At 71.5% G+C, this 24,692-nt stretch carries 26 protein-coding genes and 1 riboswitch; of the genes, 19 read left to right on the top strand and 7 right to left on the bottom strand.

Going from position 1 to position 24,692, the window contains the following annotated elements; translation table 11 throughout:
- The first annotated feature begins 128 nt into the window (after positions 1-128).
- A riboswitch (TPP riboswitch) is annotated at positions 129-230 on the top strand.
- A 50-nt stretch (positions 231-280) separates the two neighbouring features.
- The 10 genes from thiS to VGV13_10620 all read left to right on the top strand — a co-directional run bounded on the left by thiS (position 281) and on the right by VGV13_10620 (position 9,759).
- Positions 281-481, top strand: a complete 201-nt coding sequence (thiS, locus tag VGV13_10665) for a sulfur carrier protein ThiS (protein ID HEV8641546.1) — start codon at positions 281-283, stop codon at positions 479-481.
- A 4-nt stretch (positions 482-485) separates the two neighbouring features.
- Complete coding sequence (locus VGV13_10660) at positions 486-1,268, top strand: thiazole synthase (protein HEV8641545.1); 783 nt, start codon at positions 486-488, stop codon at positions 1,266-1,268.
- Complete coding sequence (thiE, locus tag VGV13_10655) at positions 1,256-1,879, top strand: thiamine phosphate synthase (GenBank protein HEV8641544.1); 624 nt, start codon at positions 1,256-1,258, stop codon at positions 1,877-1,879. Before VGV13_10660 ends, thiE begins: the two co-directional genes overlap by 13 nt.
- 112 nt (positions 1,880-1,991) lie before the next feature.
- On the top strand, positions 1,992-3,104 hold the full coding sequence (gene thiO, locus VGV13_10650) for a glycine oxidase ThiO (protein HEV8641543.1): 1,113 nt from the start codon (positions 1,992-1,994) through the stop codon (positions 3,102-3,104).
- Positions 3,101-4,429 (top strand): amidohydrolase, encoded by a 1,329-nt coding sequence (locus VGV13_10645; protein ID HEV8641542.1) that lies wholly within the window; start codon positions 3,101-3,103, stop codon positions 4,427-4,429. Before thiO ends, VGV13_10645 begins: the two co-directional genes overlap by 4 nt.
- A 4-nt stretch (positions 4,430-4,433) precedes the next feature.
- Positions 4,434-5,237 (top strand): cobalamin-binding protein, encoded by an 804-nt coding sequence (locus tag VGV13_10640; GenBank protein HEV8641541.1) that lies wholly within the window; start codon positions 4,434-4,436, stop codon positions 5,235-5,237.
- Positions 5,238-5,321: 84 nt separating this feature from the next.
- On the top strand, positions 5,322-6,767 hold the full coding sequence (gene tldD / locus VGV13_10635) for a metalloprotease TldD (GenBank protein ID HEV8641540.1): 1,446 nt from the start codon (positions 5,322-5,324) through the stop codon (positions 6,765-6,767).
- Positions 6,764-8,110 (top strand): TldD/PmbA family protein, encoded by a 1,347-nt coding sequence (locus VGV13_10630; GenBank protein ID HEV8641539.1) that lies wholly within the window; start codon positions 6,764-6,766, stop codon positions 8,108-8,110. Before tldD ends, VGV13_10630 begins: the two co-directional genes overlap by 4 nt.
- 15 nt (positions 8,111-8,125) lie before the next feature.
- Complete coding sequence (locus VGV13_10625) at positions 8,126-8,911, top strand: TatD family hydrolase (GenBank protein HEV8641538.1); 786 nt, start codon at positions 8,126-8,128, stop codon at positions 8,909-8,911.
- A gap of 128 nt (positions 8,912-9,039) precedes the next feature.
- A complete protein-coding gene (locus VGV13_10620; GenBank protein ID HEV8641537.1) occupies positions 9,040-9,759 on the top strand; it encodes an alpha/beta fold hydrolase in 720 nt (239 codons plus the stop codon).
- Between the two features lie 298 nt (positions 9,760-10,057).
- On the opposite strand, the gene VGV13_10615 is transcribed toward VGV13_10620, so the two are convergent.
- The gene (locus VGV13_10615) at positions 10,058-10,678 is read right to left on the bottom strand and encodes a hypothetical protein (GenBank protein HEV8641536.1); all 621 of its coding nucleotides are present in this window, start codon (positions 10,676-10,678) and stop codon (positions 10,058-10,060) included.
- Between the two features lie 160 nt (positions 10,679-10,838).
- On the opposite strand from VGV13_10615, the gene VGV13_10610 reads away from it, so the two are divergent.
- From VGV13_10610 to VGV13_10600, 3 genes are all read left to right on the top strand, one after another.
- Positions 10,839-12,113 carry an HlyD family secretion protein gene (locus tag VGV13_10610; GenBank protein ID HEV8641535.1) on the top strand — a complete coding sequence of 425 codons (1,275 nt, stop codon included), beginning with the start codon at positions 10,839-10,841 and terminating at the stop codon, positions 12,111-12,113.
- Positions 12,114-12,320: 207 nt separating this feature from the next.
- The gene (locus tag VGV13_10605; GenBank protein ID HEV8641534.1) at positions 12,321-13,865 is read left to right on the top strand and encodes an ATP-binding protein; all 1,545 of its coding nucleotides are present in this window, start codon (positions 12,321-12,323) and stop codon (positions 13,863-13,865) included.
- The gene (locus VGV13_10600; GenBank protein ID HEV8641533.1) at positions 13,862-16,213 is read left to right on the top strand and encodes a response regulator; all 2,352 of its coding nucleotides are present in this window, start codon (positions 13,862-13,864) and stop codon (positions 16,211-16,213) included. Before VGV13_10605 ends, VGV13_10600 begins: the two co-directional genes overlap by 4 nt.
- Positions 16,214-16,641: 428 nt before the next feature.
- On the opposite strand, the gene VGV13_10595 is transcribed toward VGV13_10600, so the two are convergent.
- Positions 16,642-17,430 carry an undecaprenyl-diphosphate phosphatase gene (locus VGV13_10595; protein ID HEV8641532.1) on the bottom strand — a complete coding sequence of 263 codons (789 nt, stop codon included), beginning with the start codon at positions 17,428-17,430 and terminating at the stop codon, positions 16,642-16,644.
- A gap of 78 nt (positions 17,431-17,508) precedes the next feature.
- Here VGV13_10595 and VGV13_10590 point away from each other — a divergent pair, with 78 nt between their 5' ends.
- The 3 genes from VGV13_10590 to VGV13_10580 all read left to right on the top strand — a co-directional run bounded on the left by VGV13_10590 (position 17,509) and on the right by VGV13_10580 (position 19,885).
- Positions 17,509-18,237 carry a molybdopterin-binding protein gene (locus tag VGV13_10590; protein ID HEV8641531.1) on the top strand — a complete coding sequence of 243 codons (729 nt, stop codon included), beginning with the start codon at positions 17,509-17,511 and terminating at the stop codon, positions 18,235-18,237.
- A gap of 20 nt (positions 18,238-18,257) precedes the next feature.
- Positions 18,258-18,950 carry an iron-containing redox enzyme family protein gene (locus tag VGV13_10585; GenBank protein ID HEV8641530.1) on the top strand — a complete coding sequence of 231 codons (693 nt, stop codon included), beginning with the start codon at positions 18,258-18,260 and terminating at the stop codon, positions 18,948-18,950.
- 152 nt (positions 18,951-19,102) lie between these two features.
- Positions 19,103-19,885, top strand: a complete 783-nt coding sequence (locus VGV13_10580; protein HEV8641529.1) for a glycosyltransferase family 2 protein — start codon at positions 19,103-19,105, stop codon at positions 19,883-19,885.
- Positions 19,886-19,956: 71 nt separating this feature from the next.
- On the opposite strand, the gene VGV13_10575 is transcribed toward VGV13_10580, so the two are convergent.
- Genes VGV13_10575 through VGV13_10555 form a run of 5 tightly spaced genes read right to left on the bottom strand, consistent with a single transcriptional unit; the run spans position 19,957 to position 22,321 of the window.
- Positions 19,957-20,658 carry a CoA-transferase gene (locus VGV13_10575; GenBank protein ID HEV8641528.1) on the bottom strand — a complete coding sequence of 234 codons (702 nt, stop codon included), beginning with the start codon at positions 20,656-20,658 and terminating at the stop codon, positions 19,957-19,959.
- A gap of 23 nt (positions 20,659-20,681) precedes the next feature.
- Positions 20,682-21,167 (bottom strand): CoA transferase, encoded by a 486-nt coding sequence (locus VGV13_10570; GenBank protein HEV8641527.1) that lies wholly within the window; start codon positions 21,165-21,167, stop codon positions 20,682-20,684.
- A 48-nt stretch (positions 21,168-21,215) separates the two neighbouring features.
- The gene (locus VGV13_10565; GenBank protein ID HEV8641526.1) at positions 21,216-21,524 is read right to left on the bottom strand and encodes a CoA-transferase; all 309 of its coding nucleotides are present in this window, start codon (positions 21,522-21,524) and stop codon (positions 21,216-21,218) included.
- Between the two features lie 33 nt (positions 21,525-21,557).
- Positions 21,558-21,965, bottom strand: a complete 408-nt coding sequence (locus tag VGV13_10560) for a nuclear transport factor 2 family protein (protein HEV8641525.1) — start codon at positions 21,963-21,965, stop codon at positions 21,558-21,560.
- The gene (locus VGV13_10555) at positions 21,962-22,321 is read right to left on the bottom strand and encodes a Rieske (2Fe-2S) protein (GenBank protein ID HEV8641524.1); all 360 of its coding nucleotides are present in this window, start codon (positions 22,319-22,321) and stop codon (positions 21,962-21,964) included. Before VGV13_10555 ends, VGV13_10560 begins: the two co-directional genes overlap by 4 nt.
- Between VGV13_10555 and VGV13_10550 the strand changes: the two genes are divergently transcribed.
- Genes VGV13_10550 through VGV13_10540 form a run of 3 tightly spaced genes read left to right on the top strand, consistent with a single transcriptional unit; the run spans position 22,320 to position 24,674 of the window.
- A complete protein-coding gene (locus VGV13_10550; protein ID HEV8641523.1) occupies positions 22,320-23,273 on the top strand; it encodes an ABC transporter ATP-binding protein in 954 nt (317 codons plus the stop codon). The two genes, VGV13_10555 and VGV13_10550, sit on opposite strands and share 2 nt — an antisense overlap.
- Entirely contained in the window at positions 23,254-24,051 is a 798-nt protein-coding gene (locus VGV13_10545) for an ABC transporter permease (GenBank protein ID HEV8641522.1), read from the top strand. The genes VGV13_10550 and VGV13_10545 overlap by 20 nt, the downstream gene beginning before the upstream one ends.
- Before the next feature lie 2 nt (positions 24,052-24,053).
- Positions 24,054-24,674, top strand: a complete 621-nt coding sequence (locus tag VGV13_10540) for an RraA family protein (GenBank protein ID HEV8641521.1) — start codon at positions 24,054-24,056, stop codon at positions 24,672-24,674.
- The last annotated feature ends 18 nt before the right edge of the window (positions 24,675-24,692 follow it).

Raw genomic sequence — 24,692 nt, 5'->3', positions numbered from 1 at the left:
GTCAGGCGGTCGCGGGTTTCCCCGACGAGGAGAGGGGAGACAATGCTGGCGCCGACCCCGGCGTACCCATCGGGATGTTGCAATCGAGCCCTCGTCGCCACACAGCGAACGCAGTGGTATACTTCGACCGTCGCCGTGGGGGGAGGATTCCTGAGAACCGGGTGCGGCCCGGGACCCCTCGAACCTGATTCTGGGTAATACCAGCGAAGGGAACACGGCCGACGGAGACGGCCGCGCCCAGCCTGGGAGCGGCCGTTTGGTTTTTGGGCAGGCACGGCATATGAAGATCACGGTGAACGGCAAGCCGATGGACGTCACCGACGGCGTCAGCGTCGAGGCGCTGCTGTCGCAGCTCGGGGTCAAGCGCGAGTACACGGCGGTGGCGGTGAACCGCGAGGTGATGCCGAAGAGCCGGTACCCCGAGACCATCCTAAAGCAAGGCGATCGGGTGGAGATCGTGCGCCCGATGGGGGGAGGGTAGCAGCATGTACGACACGCCACTGGTCATCGGAGGCAAGGAGTTCACGTCGCGCCTGATCGTCGGGACGGGGAAGTACTCGTCGCTCGACGTCATGCGGCAGGCCCACGAGGAGTCCGGCGCCGAGATCGTGACGGTGGCCATCCGGCGGGTGAGCCTGCCCGGCACCGGCGAGTCGATCCTGGACCACATCGACGCCAAGCGGTTCACGCTGCTCCCGAACACCGCCGGCTGCTACACGGCCGACGAGGCGGTGCGCACCGCCTACCTGGCGCGCGAGGCCGGACTGGGCGAGCTGGTCAAGCTCGAGGTCATCGGCGACTCGCGCACGCTCTTCCCCGACGTGCAGGGGCTGCTGGAGGCCACCAAGACGCTCGCCCGCGAGGGCTTCGTGGTGATGCCGTACACCAGCGACGATCCCGTCACGGCCAAGAAGCTCGAGGACGCGGGGGCGGCGGTGGTCATGCCGCTGGCGGCGCCGATCGGCTCGGGGCTGGGCATCCGCAACCCGTACAACCTCAAGATCATCTTGGAGACGGTGTCGATTCCCGTGATCGTGGACGCCGGTGTGGGGACCGCCTCCGACGCCGCGGTGGCGATGGAGATCGGGTGCGACGGTGTCCTCATGAACACCGCGATCGCCGGCGCCCGCGACCCGGTGGCCATGGCCCGGGCCATGCGCCTGGCGGTCGAGGCGGGCCGCCTGGCGTACAAGGCGGGCCGGATCGGCAAGAAGCTCTACGCCTCGGCGTCCTCGCCGCTCGAAGGCGTGCCCGATTGGACCAGCTGAGACTCTGCCTCGTCACGGACCGCGCTCAGACCGGCGGGCGGGATCTCATCGCCGTCGTTCGTGACTGCCTGGCCGCCGGGCTTCCCGCGGTCCAGCTCCGCGAGAAGGACCTGGGTGCCGAGGCCCTGGCGGGTCTGGGCCGCGCCCTCCGCGCCCTGACTTCCGCCCGCGGCGCCCTCCTGATCGTCAACGACCGCCTGGACGTGGCGCTGGCCGTCGGTGCCGACGGCGTCCAGCGGACGTCGACCTCGCTGCCCGTCGCCGACATCCGGGCGATCGCCGACAAGCGGCTCGGCATCGGCGCCTCGGTGCACTCGCGCGAGGAGGCGATCGCCGCCGCGGAGGCGGGCGCCGACTGGGTCGTCTTCGGGCCGATCTACGACACGCCCTCCAAGCGCCACTACGGCCCGCCCCAGGGGCTCGGCGCCCTCGAGCGCGTGGCCAGCGCGCTCGACATCCCCCTGATCGCGATCGGCGGGATCACTCCCGAGCGGGTGCGTGACGTCCGGCGATCGGGAGCGACCGGCGTCGCCGCCATCTCGGCCATCCTGGCCGCCTCCTCGCCGGCCGACGCGACCCGGCGCTTCCTCGACGCCCTGGCCGCCATCTGATGCCACGGATGGCGCCCCACGTGTCGGCGTGCCGCTGTTCGAGCGCGGGCTTTGCCCGCGCAACTCCTGGGGGGAGGAATCGGAAGGGGGGCGAAGCCCCCCTCCGAGTGAAGTGAAAGTCGTCGTCGTCGGTGGCGGCGTGATCGGCTGTGCCACGGCCTGGGAGCTGGCCAAGGCCGGGTGCGCGGTGGTGCTCCTGGAGCGGGCCACCCCGGGCGCGGAGGCCTCGGGCGCCGCCGCCGGACTGCTGGCGCCGCTCGGCGAGTCCTCGGCGACCGGCTTTCGCGAGCTCGCGGTGACAAGCTGGCGGCTCTATCCCGCCGTGGTCCACGAGCTCAGGGAGCGCACGGGCATCGACGTCGAGTACGTCACCCGCGGAACGATCTATCCCCTCGCTACCGTGCACGACGTGCGCGAGACCCAGAGCCGCGCGCAGGAGGCGCTCGGTCGCGAGTTCGGCATCGAGGCCTGGGACAGCGGCGAGGTGCACGCCCGGGAGCCGGCGCTGTCGGCCAAGGTGAGCGGCGCGATGTTCGTGCGCGGCGACCACTGGGTGAACAACCAGCGGCTCGTCGTCGCCTACGCCCAGGCCGCCGTGGCCGCCGGCGTCGCCCTGATCGCCGGCTGCGGCGTCTCCCGGCTCGTCGTCGAGGACGGTCACGCCCGGGCGGTCGTCGCCGATGGAGAGCGGTTCGACGGCGACGTGATCGTCCTCGCCGCCGGCGCCTGGACGGCGCCGCTGGTGGCCTCGTTCGGCGGGCGCCTCCCGGTGGAGCCCCGGCGCGGACAGATGATCGCGCTCGCCCACGTCCCGCCGGTGCTCACGCACTGCGTCCACGGCGACGAGGTCTATCTCGTCCCGCGGCCGTCGGGCGAGCTGCTGGTCGGGGCCACCGTCGAGCGCGTGGGTTTTCATCGGGCGGTGACGGCCATGGGGATCGCGGGACTCCTCAACGCGGCCATCGAGCTGGTGCCGGCGCTCGCCGGGCTGGCGATCAACCGGACGTGGTACGGGTTCCGGCCCTGGGCCCCGGACAATCTCCCCATCCTGGGCCCCTGGCCCGGTCTCGAGGGGCTCTGGATCGCGACGGCGCACTTCCGTAACGGCATCCTCCTGGCCCCCATCACGGCGAAGGTGATGACCGAGTGGATCCTCACGGGGCGCCCCTCGCTCTCACTCAACGACTTCCTCCCTGACCGGTTCATCGAGAGGCGCGAGCCATGACGAAGGACGACCTGAAGCGTCGGGTGTGGCAGGCGATCGATCGACACGGCGAAGAGATCATCGGGCTCGGCGAGCAGATCCGGCGCCACCCCGAGCTCGGCTTCAAGGAAGTCAAGACGGCCCGGCTCGTGGAGGACACGTTGAGCCGGCTCGGGCTCAAGCCCAGGGCCGGTCTGGCGCTGACGGGCGTTCGCGCCGACCTCGTGGGCAAGGCGGGAGCAGGCCCCACGTTCGCGCTCCTGGCCGAGCTGGACGCCCTGGTCGTGGCGGGCCATCCCGGAGCGGATCCCGAAACGGGCGCCGCCCATGCCTGCGGCCACAACGCCCAGGTGGCCGGTCTGCTGGGCTGCGCGATGGGGCTCAGCGACGCCCAGGCCATGGAGCACCTCGCCGGCCGGGTCGTCTTGTTCGCCGTGCCTGCCGAGGAGTACGGGGACGTGGAATGGCGCGTGAGACAGGCGCGGCAGGGGAAGCTGGAATTTCTCGGAGGCAAGCCCGAGCTGCTCCGGCTCGGCCACTTCGACGACGTCGACCTCGCGATGATGATCCACGCCACTGCGCGTCCCGAGGACGGCAAGGCCGGCGTGCCGCAGTCGAACAACGGCTGCGTCGTCAAGACGGTCCGCTACATCGGCCGGGCCGCCCACGCCGGAGGCGCCCCCCACCTGGGGATCAACGCGCTCTACGCGGCGCAGATCGGGCTCACGGCCATCAACGCGATCCGCGAGACCTTCCGGGACGAGGACACGATCCGCGTCCACCCGATCATCACCCACGGCGGCTCGCAGGTGAACGTCATCCCGGGCGAGGTGCGAATCGAAACCTACGTCCGCGGCCGGACGGTGGAGGCGATCCTCGAGGCCGAGCGCAGGGTCGATCGCGCGCTGCGCGCGGGGGCGCTGGCCCTCGGCGCCAAGGTGGAGATCGAGACGCTGCCGGGCTACCTGCCGATGCAGTGCGATGCCACCATGGCGCAATACTTTAAACAGAACGCCGTCACGCTGGTCGGCGAGGAGCACTACAAGCAGATCGGCCACCGCACGGGCTCCACGGACATGGGCGATCTCTCCCAGGTGATGCCCGTGCTCCATCCTTATATCGGCGGCGCGCGCGGCACCGGGCACGGCCCCGACTACGAGATCGTCGACAAGTCGCTGGCCTACGTCACGCCGGCCAAGGCGCTCGCTGCGATGGTCATCGACATGCTGGCGGACGGCGCGACCGGCGCCCGCGAGGTCCTCCAGACCGCCAAGCCGCCCATGACGCGCGAGGGGTACCTCACCTTCCAGCGGTCCGTGGCCCGGCGGGAGCTCTACGAGGGCTGAGCGGGTGTACGGCAAGACCTCGATCGACTTTCCCCGCCGCATCGTCTGCCTGACGGCGGAGACGGCGGAGATCGCCCACCTAGTCGGCGCGGGCGATCGCGTGGTGGGGGTGCCGGGGACGGCGCACCGCCCGGAGGCGGCGCGCGAAAAAGCGAAGGTCGGGGGCTTCACCACGTTCCGCGTCGACAAGATCTTCGCCCTCGAGCCCGACCTCGTGCTCGGCTTCTCCGATCTCCAGAAGGACATCGTGCGCGACCTGATCGCCAGCGGCGTCACCGTCCTCTGCACGAATCAGCGCTCGTTCGACGACGTCCTGCGCGCCATCCTCCTGATCGGGGGCGCGCTGGGGTGCCAGGAGCGGGCGCGGGAGCTGATCCAGGACATCCGCGACGAGGTCAAGCAGATCCGCGAGTACTCCGCCGTCTGGCCCGATCGTCCCCGCGTCTACTTCGAGGAGTGGCCGGATCCGCCCATCGTCGGCATCCGCTGGGTCTCCGAGCTGGTCGAGATCGCGGGGGGGCGGGATGTCTTCGCCGAGCTCCGCGACCGGCCGCAGGCCCAGGGCCGGATCGTGAGCCCCGATGAGGTCGTCGCGCGCGATCCCCAGATCATCCTCGCCTCGTGGTGCGGCAAGCCCCTCGACCGCCAGGCGGTCGCGCGCCGTCCCGGCTGGGACGGGATCACGGCGGTCAAGCTGGGCCAGATCCACGAGATCGACGGCGGCGACATTCTCTCGCCGGGGCCCTCGCTGATGGTCGGGCTGCGGCTGATCCACGAAATCATCCAGCGCTTCCAGGCCGCCAGATAGAAGCGTAAGCTTTCAGGAGACTTACCGGTCGCCTTCAAAAAACTTGGGGTCCGGCAGGGCCCGGGCTAGGATTGGAGCCCTCCAATGACTGACCTCGTGCATGTCCGGCCGGAGCGCTTCTTTGCCGACCGGTTCGACGTCACGCCGGGCCTCATCGACCGCCTGATCGGCTCGGCGCTCAAGGGCAGGGTGGACGATGCTGACATCTACCTCGAGTACTGTATCAACGAAGAGCTCGTACTCGAGGAAGGGACCGTAAAGAAGGCCTCCCGGCACGTGAGCCAGGGGGCCGGGGTTCGGGCCCAGGCGGGCGCCCGGACCGGCTACGCCCATACCGACGACATCTCGCTGGGGAACCTCGAGGAGGCGGCGCGCCAGGCCCGGGCCATCGCCTCGCAGGCGAGCGCCTCGGCGGTCGTGGCGGTGCCGAGCGGACGACCGCACGACCTCTATACGCTGCCCGAGCCTCCCATCGCCACGGACCTCACGCGCAAGCTGGATCTGCTGAGATCGGTGGACCGGGCGGCTCGCGCCGCCGACGCGCGGGTCAAGCAGGTGATCGCGAGCCTCACCAGCGAGGATGCGGTCATGCTGATCGCCACCGCCGCGGGCTGGACGGTGGGGGACATCCGCCCGCTCACCCGCCTCAACGTGACGGTCATCGCCGAGGAAGGGGGAAAGCGCGAGATCGGCGCGTACGGAGGCGGCGGCCGCGTCGGCTTCGACTTCTTCCTCGAGCGGGAGCGCTGGCAGCGGTTCGCTGCCGAGGCCGCGCGACAGGCGACGCTGAAGCTTCGGGCCGTCGGCGCGCCCGCGGGAGCGATGACGGTGGTGCTCGGCCCCGGCTGGCCCGGGATTCTCCTCCACGAAGCGGTCGGGCACGGGCTGGAGGGCGACTTCAACCGCAAGGGCGTGTCCGCCTTCGCGGGGCGCATGGGCCAGAAGGTCGCCTCGGAGCTGGTCACCGTCGTGGACGACGGCACCATCCCCAACCGGCGCGGCTCGCTGAACGTGGACGACGAGGGCACGCCCACCGGGCGCACCGTCCTCATCGACCGGGGCGTTCTCTGCGGCTACATGCAGGACAAGCTCAACGCGCGCCTCATGGGCATGCAGCCGACGGGCAACGGCCGCCGCGAGTCCTACGCCTGTCCGCCGATGCCCCGCATGACGAACACCTTCATGCTGGCCGGGGAAGACGACCCCGAGGACATCATCCGCTCGGTGACGTACGGTCTCTACGCCGTCTCCTTCGGCGGCGGGCAAGTGGACATCACCAGCGGCAAGTTCGTCTTCTCCGCCAGCGAGGCCTACCTCGTCGAGGACGGGCGCATCACCGCGCCCGTAAAGGGCGCCACGCTCATCGGCAACGGCCCCGAGGCGCTCACACGCGTGACGCGCGTGGGGCACGACCTGCAGCTCGACGAAGGCATCGGCACCTGCGGCAAGGACGGCCAGTCGGTGCCGGTCGGCGTGGGCCTGCCGACGATCCGCATCGACGGCATGACGGTGGGAGGCACCCAGGTGTGAGCCAGCTCAGCAGCGACCTGCTCGTCTCGGTGCTCAAGCGCGCCACCGCGCGGGGCGCCACCGCCGCCGACGCCTTCCTCGTGGAGGAGCGCCGCTTCAGCGCCACCGTTCGGCTGGGCGAGGTGGACACGGTGACGCACTCGCACGAGCAGCGGCTGTCCCTGCGCGTCTTCGCCGGCACGGCCTCTGCCGCCGCGTCGACCTCCGACCTGTCGCCGGAGTCGCTCGGGCGGGTGGTGGACGAGGCGACGCGCCTGGCCCGCATCACCGCCGAGGATCCGCACGCCGGCCTTCCCGATCCCGCCGAGCTGATCGATCGCGTGCCCGACCTGGGTCTGCGCGATGCCTCGGGGCACGACCTCACGCCCGAGGAGAAGATCGAGATCGCGCGCCGGGCCGAGGCGGCGGCGCTGGCCGCCGATCCGCGGATCACCAACTCCGAAGGCGCGGAGCACTGGGATCGCCAGGCGCGGTACGCGTACGCGACCTCGTCCGGGTTCGCGCGCGCCTACGCGACCTCGAGCTTCGGCATCACCGTCTCGCCGGTCGCCGCCCGGAACGGAGAGATGCAGCGCGACACCTGGTACTCGATGGCCCGCCAGCGGGCGGGGCTGGAGGATCCCGCGGCGGTGGGCCGGATGGCGGCGGCGCGCGCGCTCCAGCGGCTGGGGGCCCGCAAGGTGAAGACCGTGGAGGTCCCCGTCATCTTCGATCCCGAGACGGCCGCCAGCCTCGTCCGGGCGCTGGCCTCGGCCGCCAGCGGGCCGAGTCTCTACCGGCGCGCCTCGTTCCTCTGCGACCGGCTGGGCTCGCGCATCGCCGCTCCGTCGGTGACGATCGTCGACGACGGACTGATCGCAGGCGCGCTGGGCTCGCGGCCGTTCGACGGCGAGGGGCTGCCGGTGCGGCGGACGGTCGTCGTCCGGGAGGGCGTGCTGGAGTCGTATCTGCTCGACACCTACGGCGCCCGCAAGCTCGGCCTGGCCTCCACGCACCACGCCGTGCGGGACGGCAGCGGCGTCACCGTGGGGACGACCAACCTCACGCTGCGCCCGGGAACGACGCCGCCCGCGGAGCTGATCGCGTCGGTGACGGAAGGCTTCTACGTCACGGAGCTGATCGGCTTCGGCGTCAACGGCGTCACCGGCGACTACTCGCGGGGCGCCGTGGGCCACTGGATCGAGAACGGCCGGCTCGCCTATCCGGTCGAGGAGGTCACCGTCGCCGGGAATCTCCTGGAGATGTTCGACGCGGTCGACGGGGTGGGCAACGACCTCGTGCTCCGCGACCGCACCGCCTCGCCCACGCTCAAGATCGCCCGCATGGTGGTCGCCGGGAACTAAGCCTCGGGGGCTCGTATGATCATCGACACGCACTGTCATCTGTACGATCCCGCCTTCGCCGACGTCCGCGAGACGCTGCGGCAGGCCCTCACCCACGACGTTTGGGGCGTCGTCGCGGTCGGCTGCGACCCGGAGTCGAACGAGCGAACTCTGGCGGCGGCGGCGGTGGTGCCCAAGGCGGTGTGGGCGGCGCTCGGCTTTCATCCCGACTGGACGCGCCTGACCGACGCCGACCTCGAGCGGGTCGAGCAGCAGCTGCGCGATCACCATTCCCGGATCGTCGCCCTGGGCGAAGTCGGTCTGCCCTGGTACTCCCTGGAGGGGGCAGCCGACCCGACCGAGCTGATGACGAGTGGCCGCCGGCGGCTCGACCGCCTGCTGACGCTGGCGGTCCGGTACGACCTGGCGGTGGCGCTCCATGCGCCGCACGGCGCCGCGGTGGGCGCGCTGGAGGCGCTCCGGCGCCACGGGATCGAGCGGGCGGTCTTCCACTGGCACAAGGCGCCGGCCGACGTGACGCAGGCGATCGTTGACGCGGGCTACTTCGTCTCGGTCACGCCCGAGGTCGTCCATCGAGACCGCGACCGCGAGATGGTCGCCGCGGTGCCGCTGGATGCGCTGCTCGTCGAGAGCGACGCCCCCTGGAAGTATCGGGGCGAGTTCGAGGGGCTGCCGTCGGGGCCGTGGTTCGCCGGGCGGGTGGGTGAGGAGATCGCCAAGATCAAACAGCTACCGGTCGAGGACGTGATGTTCCGCCTCTCGTCCAACGCCTGCCGTCTGTTCGATCTCGTGTGGATCTGACCGGTAGTGCGAGCCGAGACGCGGCCGAGCTGCCTGCAGTGCGAGCCGGAGGACGGCCGAGGGCTGGGCCCCCCGCGTCCGAGGCGAGCGAAACTCTACGATCACAAGCGCGGCGAGGCGAGCCTGAAATGACCGAAGAGCGCCACACGGTCCCGGTGGCCGGGGGCGCGCTGGCGCTGGTCCTCCACCTCCCCCAGAGGAAAGAACGGGTGCCCTGCGTGGTGGCCTGCCACGGTCTCCGGGCCTCCAAGGACAGCGACAAGTATCTCCTCCTGGGCGCCGAGCTCCCGGCCGCCGGTCTCGCGCTGGCGCGCTTCGACTTCCGGGGCTGCGGCGAGTCCTCCGGGGCCGAGGAGGAGACCACGGTAGGCACGCGGCTGGAGGACGCCCGCGCGGTGCTCAAGTACCTGCCCTTCCACCGGAGGCTGAGCGGGCGCTTCGGCCTTCTCGGCTCCAGCATGGGCGGGTACGTGGCGCTGCACCTGGCCGCCGAGCGCGGCGACGGCACGCCGGTCGTCACCTGGAACGCTCCGTCGAATCTCGACGACCTCATGGACACGATGGACAAGGACGCGCCCGGTCTGGGCTCGCCCTTCTTCCGGGAGCTGACGGCGCGGCTGTTCACCGAGGCGCCCGCCGGCGTGGCCCGGCATCTGATCATCCAGGCCGAGGCCGACGACGTCGTGCCGGTGGATCACGGCGCCACCCTCTACGCGCGCGCCGCCGAGCCCTGCGACCTCGCCATCATCCTCGACGCCGACCATCGCCTCACCGACCTGGCCCACCGCCAGGAGGCGGTGGCGCGGAGCCTCGAATGGTTCCAGCGGTTTCTCGGGAAGAGCCCGTGATCAACCGCGAGCGCCTCGTCGCCGAGTTCCTGGAGCTGGTCCAGATCTCGAGCCCCTCCCGGCGCGAGGGGCCGGTGGCCAAGCGCCTGATGCCCGCGCTCGCAGCGCTGGGGGCGAGCATCGAGGTCGACGACGCAGGGAACAAGGTGGGCGGGGACACCGGCAATGTCCTGGCCCGCGTGGCAACCTCGGTTGCGGCATGCGCACCGTCCACGAGTGGGTCGACGTCAAGGACATCGTCGCCACCGCCGCCTTGCTGGTCGAAACGCTTCGGCTGAACGCCGAGGGCTGACCGGGATCAGACCGCGGAGGGAGCGACCGCGCGAGGAAGCGCGGCCAGGGCCTCCTCCTCGGGGCAATACGCGTAGTGCTCGGGCGCCGCGTCGAGCAGGGGACCCACCTCTGGCAGCACCAGATCGACGCTGAACGGACACGCGCGCGCCCACTGAAGGGCCCGGCGCTCGTGCACGCCGGTGAGGAGCGCGCTGACTTTCGGCTGCTCCAGCGAGTGGGCCAGCAGCAGGTACGCCGGCTGGTACGTGCTCACCGCGCGCTCAGCCCAGTGCGCCAGGGTCGCGATCACCCGGGCGGCGGCGCCGACGCGGGCGGTGAAGATCATCAGGGCGAGCGCGGAGGCCTCGAGGGGCACGCGGCGGAACTCGCGGACGACGATGAGCGTGTGGTCTTCGGTCGGCAGGAGTTGCATCGGCTGGGCCGCGTGGCCCAGCAGCGGCACGTCACGGACCGAGTAGAGCGCGAAGCATTCGGGATCGTCCACGCTCCGGAACCGCGACCTCACGTGAGGCAGCGGCTCCCTCTCTTCGTCGCCCGGCCACAGCCCCACGTCGTCGGCGGCAGTGGGGTCGCCGCTCCGATAGAGACGCAAGCCCCGGATCCACAGCGGGCGCATGCGATGCACGGGCGATGCCTCCAAGCAACTCCCGTGCCGCGGATGCTCCGGCGAGAATCGCGGGCGTCTGCGCGCACATGCGCCTGCCCAGATTTTTCAATCGCGACGTCGCCGACGTCGGGCTGTCACCGGCGTGACAATCCGTCCTCCTTTGTGCTAGGAGTGTGGCGTGAATCGCCGCGCCGTCGTGCTCGCGTTCGCGCTCGTCGCCGTCGCGGGCCTGGCCTGGGCGGGCTACGCCTGGTACCGATCGCGCCTCACCGTGTTCACGGACGACGCCTACATCGAGAGCGCCATCGCGCCCGTGAGTGCAAAAGTTCCCGGCCAGGTGGTGGACATCCTGGTCCGGGACAATCAGGCGGTCACCGCCGGCCAGGTGCTGGTCCGGATCGACGACCGCGATTGGCGCGCCAAGGCCGAGCAGGCCCGCGCGGCCGTGCTCATCGCCGAGCGTCGCCACCGGGCCGCCGTGGAGCGCGTGGCGCTGGGGCGCGAGATGGCGGCGAGCCAGATGACCCAGGCGCAGGCGGCGACGCTCCGTGCGGAGGCGGCGCGGTCGTCGGCGGTCAGTGTGCTGGAGTCCAGTCGCGCGGCCGCCCATGCGCGGCGCGCTGCGCTGGCCTCCACGGCGGCCGAACGCGTCCGGGCGCAGGCGATGCGCGACCGGGCCGCGCAGGACCTCGCGCGCGCCCGCGAGCTGTTCGCCAAGGAGCTGGTGGCGCGCGAGTTCGTCGATCACGCCGAGGCCGAGGCGCGGGCCGCCGAGGCGCAGCTCACGGTTGCCGAGGAGCGGGTGACGCAGGCCCGGCGCGATCTGGAAACCGCCGAGGCCGACGCCCGCATGCGCGAGGCGGGGTTCGAGCCGCAGCAGATCGGGCTCAAGACCGCCGAGGCGCGCGCCGTGGAGGCCAAGGCCCAGGCCATCCAGGCCGAGGCCCTCCTGCAGGAGGTGCGCGTCCGCGAAGCCGAGCGGGACCTGGCCCAGGCGCAGCTGAAGGAGGCCCAAGCCGAGCTGGCGCTGGCGCTGCTCAACCTCGAGCACGCCGAGATCCGCGCGCCCACCGCCGGCCTGGTCTCCCGCAAGAACGTCGAGCCCGGCCAGGTGGTCCAGGTGGGCCAGCCGCTGCTCGCCGTCGTCGGGCTGCACGACGTCTGGGTCATCGCCAACTTCAAGGAGACGCAGCTCGGCCGGGTGCGGCCCGGGATGCGCGTCGACGTCGTCGTCGACACCTTCGCCGATCGCCGGTACATCGGCACCGTCGATTCCATCGCCGCGGGGACGGGCTCGCGCTTCTCGCTGCTTCCGCCGGAGAACGCGACCGGCAACTGGGTCAAGGTGGTCCAGCGCGTCCCCGTGAAGATCACGCTCGATCCCAAGGAATCGTCCAATCCGCACACCCTGCGGGCGGGGATGTCGGTGGCGGTGACGATCCACCTCCGGTAGCTCGGACGGAGGGGGCCGTAACGTCCGCCCCCTCCGAGACCTCCCCCAGCAAGGATTGCGCGGGCGAAGCCCGGGCTCGAAGCGGCGGGGGGCCGGAGTGTAACAAGTACTCTGGCCGCGGCCCTCGCGGTAATTTCTTCTCGTCTCTAGGAAATTCACTTCACAGACTGCCCGGACGCGCCGCGCGGTGATAGCATCGCTGACTGAATGGCCGACGTCACGCTCGAGCTGATCCATCGCCTCGCCAACGTCCTGCTCGGCGTCTCGGCGCTGACCGTCGCCGCGCTCATCGTCGTCGAGATCGGGCGCCGCCCCACGCGCCGGCGCGAGCCGCTGGGTATCGCGTTCTGCATCGTCTTTCTGGCCATCGGTCTGCGGGCCGCCGTGCGAGTCACGTTCGAGCAGGTCTCCAGCGTACCGCGCGAGGCTGCGGCCACGGTGGTGGCGATCGACGCCCTGGCGGCGGGAGCGACGCTGGCGTGCCTGGCCCTGCGGCGCCGGTACGGCGTGTTCATCGAGAGCGCCGACATCGTCCGCGAGTACGAGACGGAGTATGCGGCGAAGGAGCGGGAGGCCCACGGCCTGGCCCAGGTCAACGAGGAGCTGCGGCGGCTCGACGAGCTGAAGTCGGAGTTCCTGGCCATGGTCAGCCACGAGCTGCGCACGCCGCTCACCGCGATCGTCGGCTACGGCCGCTTGCTGCTGCGGCAGGTGCACGGACCGCTCAACGCCAAGCAGCTCGAGCACCAGGAGGCGATCTTTCGCAGCGCCCAGCGGCTCACCGATCTCATCAACGACCTCCTGGACGTCTCGCGCCTGGAGGCGGCGCGGATCGAGCTGCATCCGCGCCCCACCGACGCGCGGCAGGTCACCGACCAGGTGATTGCGGCCGTCCACGTGGCCGCCCAGGCCAAGCAGATCCATCTCCTGAACAAGCTGGGTGACTCGCTGCCGCTGGTGCAGGCGGATCAGCCGCGCCTGCACCAGATCCTGGTCAACCTCGTCGCCAACGCGATCAAGTTCACGCCGCCGGGCGGCACCGTCCGCATCCGCGGAGACCGCCACAACGACCAGGTCTGGATCGCGGTCGAGGACACGGGGGTGGGCATCGCGCGCGAGGAGCTGGCGCGCATCTGGGATCCTTTCTACCAGGTCGAGTCGCCGATGCGCCGGCGGCACGGCGGCTCGGGGCTGGGCCTGGCCATCGTGCGCCGTCTGGTGGAGCTGCACGGGGGGCTGGTGCGCGCCGAGAGCGAAGGCGCGGGCCACGGTAGCCGCTTCAGCTTCACGCTGCCGATCGCCACCGAGGCGCTCAGGCCGGAGGGCGCGCCCGAGCCGGAGGCCGCGCTGGAGCCGGTGCTGGCCGGGCGCGAGGTGCTGATCGTCGAGGACGACGAGGCGAGCCAGGCCCTGATGCGCTCGGTCGTGGAGGACGTGCTCGGCGGCCGGGCACGGGTCTGCGCCGACGGCGAGGAGGCGGTCAGGGAGGCCATCGAGCGGCCCCCCGCGCTCCTCCTGCTCGATCTCATGCTGCCGCGCCTGTCGGGGTGGGAGGTCGCGCGGCGGCTTCGCCAGCACCCGGCCACCCGCGGCCTGCTCATCATCGCGGTCTCGGCCCTGGCCCGGCCGCAGGAGCGCGAGGCCGCGCTCCGCGCCGGCTGCGACGCTTACATCAGCAAGCCCTTCCTGCCCGACGAGCTGGCTCGGGTCGTCACGACCACGCTCCTCAGCGAGGGGGTGGCGTGGCGATGAGGGACGAGTCACCCCGCGTGCTCGTCGTCGAGGACAACCGGGACACCTCCGCGCTCCTGCGCGACCTCCTGGAGGCGGAGGGCTACCAGGTGAACTCCGTGGCGACCGGCGAAGCGGTCTTCGAGACGCTCGAGCTGACGCCGGCCGTCGATCTGTTGGTGCTCGATCTCATGCTGCCCGGCATGAGCGGCTACGAGGTCATCGAGCAGCTGCGGGCCGAGGCGAACTTCAGTCGCATCCCGATTCTGGTATTGAGCGCGCTGAGCAGCGCGGCGGCCCGGGTCCGCGGGCTCCGGGACGGCGCCGACGACTACATGACGAAGCCCTTCCTGCCCGAGGAGCTGGTGGCGCGGGCGCGGACGCTCGTCACCAGCCGGCTGCTCGAGCGGCGGACGCGGGAGATCCAGGCGCTGGGCCAGATCGCCCAAGCCAGCCTGACGGCCGCGAGCGCCGACGTTCTCCTGCGCCGGATCGTGGAGATCGTGGCCGAGGTGTTCGAGGCCGATGCCGCGATGATTCTGCTCACCGACGAGGCGCGGGGCGAGCTGCGCGCGCGCGCCGCGGTCGGCCTGGGCGACGACCTGGGCGGGCTGTCGACCCCCTCCGGCGAGGGCGTGGGCGGGATCGCGCTCAGCACACGCCGCCCGGTCCTGATCCTCGACGGCGCCGCCGCCGATCCGCGGGTGGGGAATGCGGTGCTGCGGCGGGAGGGATTTCGCTCGCTGATGGCGGCGCCGCTCATCGCGGGGGGCGCGCCCATCGGCGTCATCGAGGTGGCCCGGCGGGGGCGACGGATCGATCCCCGGGCCGACCGGTTGCTGCACATCGTGGCCGACCGGGTGGCGGTGGCGATCGAGCACGCGCGGCTGCAGGGGGAGGCGCACGAGCTGGCGGACGTCGTCCGGCGCATCGGCGAGGGCGTCGTGGTCGCCGACGGCGACGACCGCGTCGTCTTCGCCAACCGCGCCTTCCTCGAGATGGTCGGCCTGACCGCCGAGGAGATGATCGGCCAGCGCTGGACGGAGTCGCTCTCCACTGCCCAGGACATCGCCGCGCTGACCTCCCAGCTACGGCAGCTGCCCTTCCAGGGGGAATTCCTCCTGATCGCGCGCGGCGGCGAGCCCCGGCCCGTGCACCTGACGCTGTCGACGGTGGAGCGGGCGGAGGGCGGACCCCAGCGCATCGGCGTGTTCCGGGACATCAGCCACGAGCACGAGTTGCGGTTCCGCGTGATCCGCGAGCAGAAGTTCCGGACGCTCGGCTCGCTGGCCGCCGGTGTGGCCCACAACATCAACAATCGGCTCACGCCGGTGCTGGGTTGGACGGAGATGCTGCTGGAGCGGCTGGCCGCCGGCGAGAGCATCGATCCCGAAGAGGTGGCCCATGCACTGCGGGTCATCCACCAAGGGGCCGAGGACAGCGTGGGCACGGTGCGGCGGCTGCAGGAGTACTCGCGCCCGGCCCGGGTGATGAAGGGGCCCGAGGTCGTCCAGCTCCGCGAGATCGTCGAGCAGTTGCTGGCCCTCACCCGGCCCCAGTGGGACAACGAGGCGGCCCGGCGCGGAGTGCGCTACCAGATCGACCTCCGCATCGAACCCGCCCCCCCGATCCTGGCGGTGGCGAGCGAGATCCGGGAGGCCCTGCTCAATACTTTGGAAAATGCGTTCACGGCCATGCCGGACGGCGGGCGGCTCACGATCGAGATCCGCGGCCACGACGATCACGCGGTCGTGGCCATCTCCGACACCGGCCGCGGGATGAGCCCCGAGGTGCAGCGCCTGGCCTTCGAGCCGTTCTTCACCACGCGCGCCAGCGAGGGCGGCACGGGGCTGGGCCTGGCCCTGGCCCAGGAGATCGTCCAGCGCTACGGAGGCCGCATCGCGCTGGCCAGCCGGCAGGGCGTCGGCACCACGTTCACGTTCACGTTCCCCGCCGTCACCGCCGACGCGCCGCGGGGGCCCGTGTTCCTGCCCATCCTCGAGCCCCTCCGGATCCTGGCCGTCGAGGACGAGCCGGAGGTGCTCGATCTCGTGCGGGCGATGCTGGCCCACGCCGGGCACACCGTGCTGAGCGCCGCCTCCGGGCGGGAGGCGCTGGCGCTGTTCGGGCGCGAGCCCGTCGACCTCGTCATCACCGATCTCGGCATGCCCGGCATGACGGGGCTGGCGCTGGCCGCCGAGCTCAAGCGGCTGCGCCCGGTGCCCATCGTGCTCTTGACGGGCTGGGCCGACGAGCTGGAGCGGGACGCGACGCTGGGCGTCGACGTGGTGCTGGCCAAGCCGTTCTCGCGCGAGCGCCTGTTCGACACCCTGGCCCGCGCCGTCCCCGATCGCGTCCGCTCCGCGTAACGCGATGGGGGCGGCCCGGCGGGTGGCTTCCTCGACCACGCTAGCCACAGCCGGCTCGGCGCCTTCTTTCTACACGGGTTGGGGTCGATCCCCTGAGACACGGGTCTCGGAGGGCCACCCGCCGGGCTGCCCATTCCCGCTGCCCGGTCGGATACGATTCCCGACAGCGTGGGCCAGGGCGTCGGCCGGAGCTTCAAACGATCTTCTTGATCATCAGGCGGGAGGGCGCGTGCGGGAAGGACCAGCCGGGGAAGACTTCGGAATCAGGGTCCCAGACCCGGGCGGCTCTTCCGCGATCAGCTCATCGGCCCGGCGGCCCGCCGCCGCCACGGCCCGCGCTGCCCGCGGCCGCGTCGGCGGCACCGCGGGCAGCCCGTCGGTAACGCCACCAGCGTGCAGCGCCTCGACGGCGTCGCCGTCGCCGCCCGTCATCGGGCCACGAGGGCGAAGATGACCGCGGCGACGAGGAGGCGGTAGAGCACGAAGGGCAGCAGGGAGCGGCGCTTGACGTAGCCCACCAGGAACCACACGGCGATCCACCCGCTCAGGAACGCGGCGACCACGGCGGCCACGAGCGGGCCGGACTCCGCGGGCGGCAGACCGACGCGGAGCAGGTGCAGTATTTTGAGTGCCCCCGCGCCGGCCGTGATCGGAACGCCCAGCAGGAAAGCGAAGCGCGCCGCCGTCGGCCGATCGAGGCCGCCGAACAACGCCGCCGTGATGGTGATGCCCGAGCGCGATGTTCCGGGGATCAGCGCCAGCGCCTGGGCGCAGCCGATAGCGAGGGCCTGGCCCCCGCTGATGCGCTCGAGCGGATCGCCGCCGCCCGGCGTCGGCGGCGCCGCTCGGCGGTCGGCCACCGCCATCACGATCGCCCAGAACGCGGTCGACGTCGCCACCACGACGGCCGAGCGGAGGTGCGCCTCGATGAGCGTGTCGAAGAGCAGGCCGGCCAGCCCGCCCGGGATGGTGGCCAGGACGAGGAGCAGGCCGATCCGGGGTGAGAGCGCCCCCGACGCCAGCGCGCGCAGCTCGCCGCGGAAGTACGCGAGCAGCGCCCCCAGCGTCCCCAGGTGGATGGCGGCGTCGAAGGCGAGGCCCTGATCGGGCCAGCCTAAGAGGTGCGGCGCCAGGATGAGGTGGCCGGAGGAGGAGACGGGAAGAAACTCGGTGACTCCCTGGACGACGCCCAGCGCCACCGCCTGCGGATACGTCACCCGACGAGCGCCCACCTCTCGAGCCGGATCGACCCGGGTCGCATGGATGGGCGCATTCTAGCGTAAAATTCGGACGGCATGCCGAAGACTGCGGGCATCATCCTCATCGGAAACGAAATCCTCTCGGGCAAGATCGCGGACGCCAACGCCGCGTATCTCTGCCGCGAGCTGCGCGCCCTCGGTGTCGACGTGCGCCGGATCAGCGTGATTCCCGACCAGGTCGAGACGATCGCCGCGGAGATCGCCGCCCACTGCCGTGACCACGACGTCGTGTTCACCTCGGGCGGTGTGGGTCCGACCCACGACGACGTGACCATCGAGGGCGCGGCGCGGGCGCTGGCGGTGGCCGTGGTCCGCCACCCCGCGCTGGTCGCGCTGCTCATCCAGTACTACGGCGGCCAGGCCACCGACGCCCACCTCAAGATGGCGGAGGTCCCGGAGGGGGCCGAGCTGATCGGCGGCGAGTCACTCCGCTTCCCCACCATCCTGATGCGCAACGTCTACATCCTGCCCGGCGTGCCCGAGATCTTCCGCCAGAAGTTCGAGGCGATCCGCGAGCGGTTCCGCGATCAGCCCTTCCACCTCAAGAACGTGTTCGTGAGTATCGCCGAGGGGAGCCTGGCCGACTACCTCAACGGTCTGCTCCGCGACTTCCCTGCGCTCCTGCTCGGCTCCTACCCGGAGTTCTCGAACCCCGAGTACCGGGTCAAGGTGACGCTCGAGTCGCGGGACCCCACCTATCTGGAGGAGGCCCTGGACGCGCTGCTCGCCCGCCTGCCCGGCGACGCCGTCGTCAAGGTCACCTGAGGCACCGAGGAGGTCCAGCCATGGCGCTCGATGCGAAGGCGTTCGGCGCGGCGCTCCTGCAGGAGGTGCGGGAGCGCCGCTCCTTCGGGGGCCACCCGCTGTGGTTCAAGATCGCCGAGGGCCGGCTCTCCCGCCAGGCACTCGGCGAGTTCGCCAAGCAGTTCTTCCTGCAGGTGGTCGAGTTCCCCCGGGCCGTGTCGGCGCTGCACTCGCGTTGCCCCGATGTGGCCGAGCGTGTGAAGCTGGCCGAGTCCGTCTACGAGGAGGAGACGGGGCGGCTGTCGGGCTCCAAGCCGCACCCCGAGCTGTTCCTCGACTTCGCCGCCGGCGCGGGCGTCCCGCGCCCGGAGATGCTGGCGGCGACGCCGCTGCCCTCGACGGCGGCGCTCATCCACTGGTTCGAGTACTCCACGAAGCTCCTGCCGTTCCACGAGGGCGTGGCCGCCATCAACCTGGCCGCCGAGGGGCAGGTGGTGGGGGCCTTCGGCCCCTTCGCCCGCGCGCTTCAGAAACACTACGGCCTCAGCCAGGCAGCGGTCGCGTTCTGGGACATCCACGAGGTGGCCGACGCCGAGCACTCGGACGTGGGCGATCACATCGTCGTCCGGCACGCCACGACCGCCGAGCGGCAGGAGGCCGTCCGCCGGGCGGTGCGGACCTCGCTGGCGATGTGGTGGCAGTTCTTCGACGGAATGGACGAGAGCTTCGGGTAGCCGCGGGTGGTGCCTCTGATCCCGCTCGGCGCCGATCGGAGCGTGGTGCGCACGCTGCCGCCTGCCGACGTGCACCTCATCGTCGGGGCCGGCGGGCGCCGCCTCTACTCCAGCCTTGCCGACTGAGGCGCGGCGCCGGATCATCGAGGGAGATGGGTGACGTCGGGCGACTCGGCCAGCCGAAGGTGGTCGTGGTGATGCCGGCCTATAATGCGGGCCGCACGCTGCGGCTGACGTACGAGGAGCTTCCCAAGGACGCGGTGAGCACGGTGATCCTGGTGGACGACGGCTCGACCGACTCCACCCTCCAGATCGCGCGCGAGCTGGGGCTGGAGGTCTTCGTCCACAACCGGAACTACGGCTACGGCGCCAACCAGAAGACCTGCTACACGGAGGCGCTGCGAGCGGGCGCCGACATCGTCGTGATGGTGCACCCGGACTATCAGTACGATCCGGCGCTGGTGCCGAAGCTCATCGAGCCCGTCGTCAGCGGTCGCGCCGACGTGGTGCTGGGCTCACGGCGCAAGGCGGGCTCGCCGCTGGCGCAGGGGATGCCCTGGTGGAAGTACGCGGCGAACCGCGGCCTCACCTGGCTCGAAAACCGGGCCTTCGGCCTGAACCTCAGCGAGTACCACACCGGCTATCGCGCCTTCCGGCGCGAAGTGTTGGACGTCGTCAACTTCGTGCTGAACTCCGACGGCTTCGTGTTCGATCAGGAGATCATCGGGCAGATCGTCGCCGCGGGCTTCCGGATCGAGGAGATCGCGGTGCCCACCCGCTACTTCCCCGAAGCCTCGTCGGCGAGCCTGGCGGCCTCGACCGTCTACGGCCTGCGGATTCTGTCCATGCTCTTCTGGTTCACGCTCCACCGCCGCGGCATCCGGCGCTCGCGGCGCTTCGATAGCCTCCGGGCGCGCTACACGCGCCTGCCCTGAGCGCGGGCGGCGTCGCGGCCCCCCGGCCCCGCTCGAGCCGGCGCTCTCCGCCCCGGCGGCGCGGGGGCCGATCAACGGGCGAACGCGGTCTCGGCGAACTGCGGGTAGGTCTTGGCGACGGCTTCGCGGACGCGGGTGCGGAGCAGGTGGAGCTCGCCCGGCGTGGGCTCGGGGATGACCCCCACCCTCCCGGCGTAGTCGAGCGCGAAGCCCGTGCGCCGCGCCAGCTCCTCCCGCGTCACGCCCGGGTGGACGGACTCCACCACCAGTGCCTTCCGCTCCTTATCGAAGCGGAACACGCACAGAGGGGTGACGACCTTCCAGGGGCCGCCCGGCCGCGCGACCTCGGGCGGGCTCGAGCCCGGGCTGGCCACGTGGTCCACGCGCTCGACGAAGATCCGCGGGGAGTGCTCGGTGCGGAAGACGATGACTCGCCGGGGCAGGTAGTAGAGCATCGCCGAGCCGGCGCCGCCCGGGAGCCTGACGCGCGGCCGCTCGACGTCGCCGACCGCGATCAGGTTCAGGTTGCCGTGGCGATCGATCTGGCCGCCCGAGAGGAAGAAGAGGTCGAAGCCGCCGCGCTGCGCGAAGTCGTAGAACTCCTTGGAGCCCTGGCGGAAGGGCCAGTAGTCGGGGTGGTTGAGGATGACGACCCGCGCCCGGGGCGCGTGTGTGAAGTGAGCGAGCAGCACGCCGCTGGCGGGCACCGGCGCCAGCGTCCCCACCGCCACCGTCTCGCCGTCGCGCACCTCGCGGGCGATGACGGTCGCCATCCGCTCCTCCGACGTGCAGGGCGTCACGTCAGCAGGGCGAGGTAGGCGGCGTGGTCCTTGGGGCCATGCACGTAGCGGGCGAGGTAGTCCCGGAAGGCCTCGTCGTCCCGGGCGGCGACGGCGTACTCGCCGAGATGCGCGGCATCGACGGCGTAGAGCCCCCGGACGAACGTGGGGTGCGCGCCCCGGGGCAGCTCGACGACGGCAGTGACGTGGATGCCTTCCAGCACTACGCCCTCGCCGGCCCGACCGAGCTCGTCCCGCGTCACGATCCGCTCCGCCGACGCGATCACCACCCGCGAGGCCTGGGCGAGCAGCGCGTCGTCCTCCATGTGGTCGACCAGCAGGGTGCCGTCGGGCGTCGCCGCCAGGGCGTGGATGAGCGCGGCGTCGCACCGGATGGCGGGGACGATCATCACGCGCTGGGCGGGGTCGTAGGGGTTCGGGATCACCCTGAACTCGGGCCGGAGACGCTGGTAGTCCGAGCCCACGTGCCCCGGCACGACCATGAAGGGAACACCCTGGGCTCCCGCCTGGAGCCCGGCCAGGAGCCCGGGTCAGGTGTGGTCGAGACAGCGAAGGCGGCCGCTCTCCGCGTAGCGGCGGAAGTTCGGCGCCGGGCCGAACTCGTTGAAGACGATCTGCGCGAACTCCACCGACGCCGCGCACCCGGCGCCGATCAGGAGGTCGAGGCCGAAGCCGCCGGTGGAGGCGGCCACCAGATTCAGGTCACGGACGCCGCTGCGGACCACCTCGCGGATCAGCGCGGTGGGCGTGATCATGACCGGCCCGCCGCCGATGCCCAGCCGCATGCCGCTCTGCACGTAGCGCGGCACTTCCCCGAGGGTGATCCGCTTGTCCGTCACCGCAGCTTCATTGTGGCACGCTGGGCGGGCCGGTCAAGGCTCGGAGGCGGAGGCCCCCAGGACGTGGGAGGCGTGGTGGTGGATCATGCGCCAGCCGTCGGGTCCCTGCTCGAAGATGTTGGTGGCCAGCACCGACGTCACCGACACGCGACCGCGGACCTGGGAGAGGATGTTTTCCGTGCAGGTGACCCAGCCGAGGTCGCCGCGGGCCGCCACCTGCACGTCGCTGATGGTGAAGCGGATCTCGCCGGTGCTGCTGAAGATCGCCTCCCAGGAGGCGCGCACCGCGTCCCAGCCCGCCAGCAGCGGCCAGCCGGGGTGGACGCACTTGACGTGGTCGCCGTGCGCCCACACCTTGTCCATCTCGGCCAGATCGAGCGCCTCGAACGCCCGGTAGAACCGCGCGTTGGCCTCCTCGATGTCGACCGGCCCGCCGCTCATTCGCGCGGGCAGGAGACGACGATCGCATCGCCCTCGCGGCGCAGCGGCAGGCGGGCCAGCGCGTCGCCCCGGCAGGGGCCGTCCGTGCAGTGGCCGCTGTCGGGCTCGTAGACGGCGCCGTGGGTGGCGCAGACGAGCGACTGCCCGTCCTCGCTGAAGAACTCGTTGGGCCAGAGGTCGAGCGGCGTGCCCACGTGGGCGCAGCGGTTGACGTAGGCGTGGTAGCCGCCGCCGTGGTTGACGACGAAGCCCTCCACCGTCCGCCCGCCGCACCGGAGGCGGAACGTGGCGGTCCGGCCCGCCGGCAGGTCGGCGACGGCGCAGCGCCACTCGGAGGGGGCGGTCATGCGCCGCATGTTACCATTCATACTCATGCTCGCCATCGACGCGCGCGATGTCGCGAAGACGTTCCGCTCGGGTCTGCTGGGCCGGCGCCGGACGGCGGCGCTGCGGGGCGTGTCCCTGAGCGTGCCCCGCGGCGCGATCTTCGGCGTGCTCGGTCCCAACGGCGCCGGCAAGACCACGCTGCTCTCGATCTTCGCCACGCTGCTCACGCCCGACGGGGGGACCGTCACCATCCTCGGCCACGACGTGGTCCGCGAGGCGCCGGCGCTCCGCCGCCGTCTCAACCTGGCCAGCGGCAACGCCTCGTTCCTCTGGAACCTCCGGGTCGCCGAGATCCTGGCGTTCTACGGGCGGCTCTACGGCCTCTACGGCGCCGCGCTCAAGCGACGCATCGAGCAGCTCCTGGAAATCGGCGAGCTGGAGCCTTACCGTCGCGTCCCCTACAACGAGCTCTCCACTGGCCTCAAGCAGCGCCTGTCGCTGGCCAAGTCCCTCGTCAACGATCCGGAGCTGCTCTTCCTGGACGAGCCGACCCTCGGGCTCGATCCCGACGTGTCCGTCCGCATGCGCTCCCACATCGCGTCGCTGCGCCGCGAGCGCGGGATGACCATCGTGCTGACCACCCACTACATGCGGGAGGCGGAAGAGCTGTGCGACGAGATCGCCTTCATCAAGGCCGGCCTCATCCTCGCTCGCGGCACCTCGGGCGACCTGAAGCGCCAGATCCGCATCGGTGACGTGATCGCGCTACGGCTCGATCCGCCGCAGGTGCCCTGGCTGGCCGAGGCGCCCGGCGTCCTGCGCTGCGTGGAGGGCGACGGCCGCGTTCACTGTACCGTGGACGAGGCCGACAAGCGCCTGCCCGAGCTGCTCCGCGCCCTGCACAACGAGGGCGTGATCGTGCGTGACGTCCAGGTGAGGGAGCCCGATCTGGAGCAGGTCTTTGTCGAGCTGGCGCGCTGAGCTGGTGGCCGTCTGGGCCTTCGCGTTGCGCAATCTCCAGATGGCGTCCCGCAACGTCTTCCTGCTCTTCGAGCTGCTCTTCTGGCCGGTGGTCAACGTGATGTCGATCGGCCTCCTCACCCGGTTCCTGGGGCTCTCCGGCCCGGAGATCTCCTTCGTCCTCATCGGGACGATCGCGTTCAACACGCTGCAGGTCTGCCAGCTCGACGTCGCCTACGCCCTGCTCTACGACGCCTGGAGCAAGTCGATGAAGCACCAGTTCGTGGCGCCGATCGGCGTGCGGCATCTCACCGTGGGCGCCTGGATCGTCGGCATGCTGCGCGGGGTGTTCGTCTTCCTCCTGCAGGCCGCGCTGGCCCGGTGGGCCTTCGGCTTCGACCCGCTCGACGCCGGACCGTTGCCGCTGGCGGCGTTCCTGGCCGGGTGCTTTCTGACCGCGTGGGTCATCGGAGTCCTCGTCTGCGCGCTGGTCATGCTGGTCGGACTGCGGGCGGAGACCGCGGCCTGGGCCAGCATCAATCTCGTCCTGCTGCTGGCGGGGATCTACTATCCCATCTCCGTCTTGCCGGGCCCCGTGGCCGGCGTGGCGGCGGCGATTCCCCTGACCTATTTTCTGGATGCGTACCGGGCGCACTACGGGTTCGCCCCCGAGTTCAGTGCCCCGCTGGCGGTGGGCTTCCCGCTCGCCGCCGGCTATGTTCTAGTGTCCCACTGGGCGCTGGTGGCGGCCGTCCGCCGCGCGCGGCGCTCGGGGCTCCTCCTCAAACTATCGGAGTGACCATGGACACCAAGGCCTTTGCCCGTCTGAGCCCCACGACTTTCGCCGATGTGCTGACGCGCGACCACGTGATGGACCACGGCATCCGCCCCGCCTGGGCGCCGATCCCGCGCGTGGCCGGGCCGGCCTATCCCGTGCGCTGTGACCGGGGGGACAACCTGATGCTGCACGCCGCCATCCACCGCGCGCCCGCTGGCGCGATCGTCGTGGTCGAGGCCGGCGACCGCGACTACGCGGTCTCGGGGGGCAACGTGTGCGCGTGGGCTCAGAAGCGCGGGATCGCCGCGTTCGTCGTCGACGGCGTCATCCGCGACGTGGCCGAGGTGCGCGAGCGGGGGTTCCCGGTCTTCGCCCGCGGCGTCATCCCCATCCCCGGCGACAAGCGGCGCGCGGGCGTGCTCAACGGTCCCGTCAGTTGTGGGGGCGTCCGGGTGGCGCCGGGCGACATCGTCGTGGCCGACGAGGAGGGGATCGTGGTCGTCCCGCTGGGACGCGCCCAGGAGATCCTGAGCGCCGCCGAAGCCAAGGCGGCCAAGGACGCCGCCCAGTCCCTGGACGACTGGGCCCGCGCCCACCGCGAGCGCATCGAGCAGACGCTGCGCGAGCTGAACTTTCGCGACTGAGCCAGGCCCTGCGCCCGG

This window comes from Candidatus Methylomirabilota bacterium, from assembly GCA_036001065.1.
GTDB lineage: Bacteria > Methylomirabilota > Methylomirabilia > Rokubacteriales > CSP1-6 > MNEF01.
The sequence above is the reverse complement of the archived record's forward strand: the minus strand, read 5'-3'. Positions and strand labels throughout refer to the sequence as shown.

Excerpts from the sequence above, each read along its gene's own strand:
- VGV13_10625 (HEV8641538.1), top strand. The coding sequence starts at position 8,126 with ATGATCATCGACACGCACTGTCATCTGTACGATCCCGCCTTCGCCGAC.
- tldD (HEV8641540.1), top strand. The coding sequence starts at position 5,322 with ATGACTGACCTCGTGCATGTCCGGCCGGAGCGCTTCTTTGCCGACCGG.
- VGV13_10590 (HEV8641531.1), top strand. The coding sequence starts at position 17,509 with ATGCCGAAGACTGCGGGCATCATCCTCATCGGAAACGAAATCCTCTCG.
- VGV13_10605 (HEV8641534.1), top strand. The coding sequence starts at position 12,321 with ATGGCCGACGTCACGCTCGAGCTGATCCATCGCCTCGCCAACGTCCTG.
- VGV13_10540 (HEV8641521.1), top strand. The coding sequence starts at position 24,054 with ATGGACACCAAGGCCTTTGCCCGTCTGAGCCCCACGACTTTCGCCGAT.
- VGV13_10555 (HEV8641524.1), bottom strand. The coding sequence starts at position 22,321 with ATGCGGCGCATGACCGCCCCCTCCGAGTGGCGCTGCGCCGTCGCCGAC.
- VGV13_10570 (HEV8641527.1), bottom strand. The coding sequence starts at position 21,167 with ATGGTCGTGCCGGGGCACGTGGGCTCGGACTACCAGCGTCTCCGGCCC.
- VGV13_10560 (HEV8641525.1), bottom strand. The coding sequence starts at position 21,965 with ATGAGCGGCGGGCCGGTCGACATCGAGGAGGCCAACGCGCGGTTCTAC.
- VGV13_10580 (HEV8641529.1), top strand. The coding sequence starts at position 19,103 with ATGGGTGACGTCGGGCGACTCGGCCAGCCGAAGGTGGTCGTGGTGATG.
- VGV13_10645 (HEV8641542.1), top strand. The coding sequence starts at position 3,101 with ATGACGAAGGACGACCTGAAGCGTCGGGTGTGGCAGGCGATCGATCGA.
- VGV13_10620 (HEV8641537.1), top strand. The coding sequence starts at position 9,040 with ATGACCGAAGAGCGCCACACGGTCCCGGTGGCCGGGGGCGCGCTGGCG.
- VGV13_10550 (HEV8641523.1), top strand. The coding sequence starts at position 22,320 with ATGTTACCATTCATACTCATGCTCGCCATCGACGCGCGCGATGTCGCG.
- VGV13_10575 (HEV8641528.1), bottom strand. The coding sequence starts at position 20,658 with ATGGCGACCGTCATCGCCCGCGAGGTGCGCGACGGCGAGACGGTGGCG.
- thiS (HEV8641546.1), top strand. The coding sequence starts at position 281 with ATGAAGATCACGGTGAACGGCAAGCCGATGGACGTCACCGACGGCGTC.
- VGV13_10660 (HEV8641545.1), top strand. The coding sequence starts at position 486 with ATGTACGACACGCCACTGGTCATCGGAGGCAAGGAGTTCACGTCGCGC.
- VGV13_10585 (HEV8641530.1), top strand. The coding sequence starts at position 18,258 with ATGGCGCTCGATGCGAAGGCGTTCGGCGCGGCGCTCCTGCAGGAGGTG.
- VGV13_10600 (HEV8641533.1), top strand. The coding sequence starts at position 13,862 with ATGAGGGACGAGTCACCCCGCGTGCTCGTCGTCGAGGACAACCGGGAC.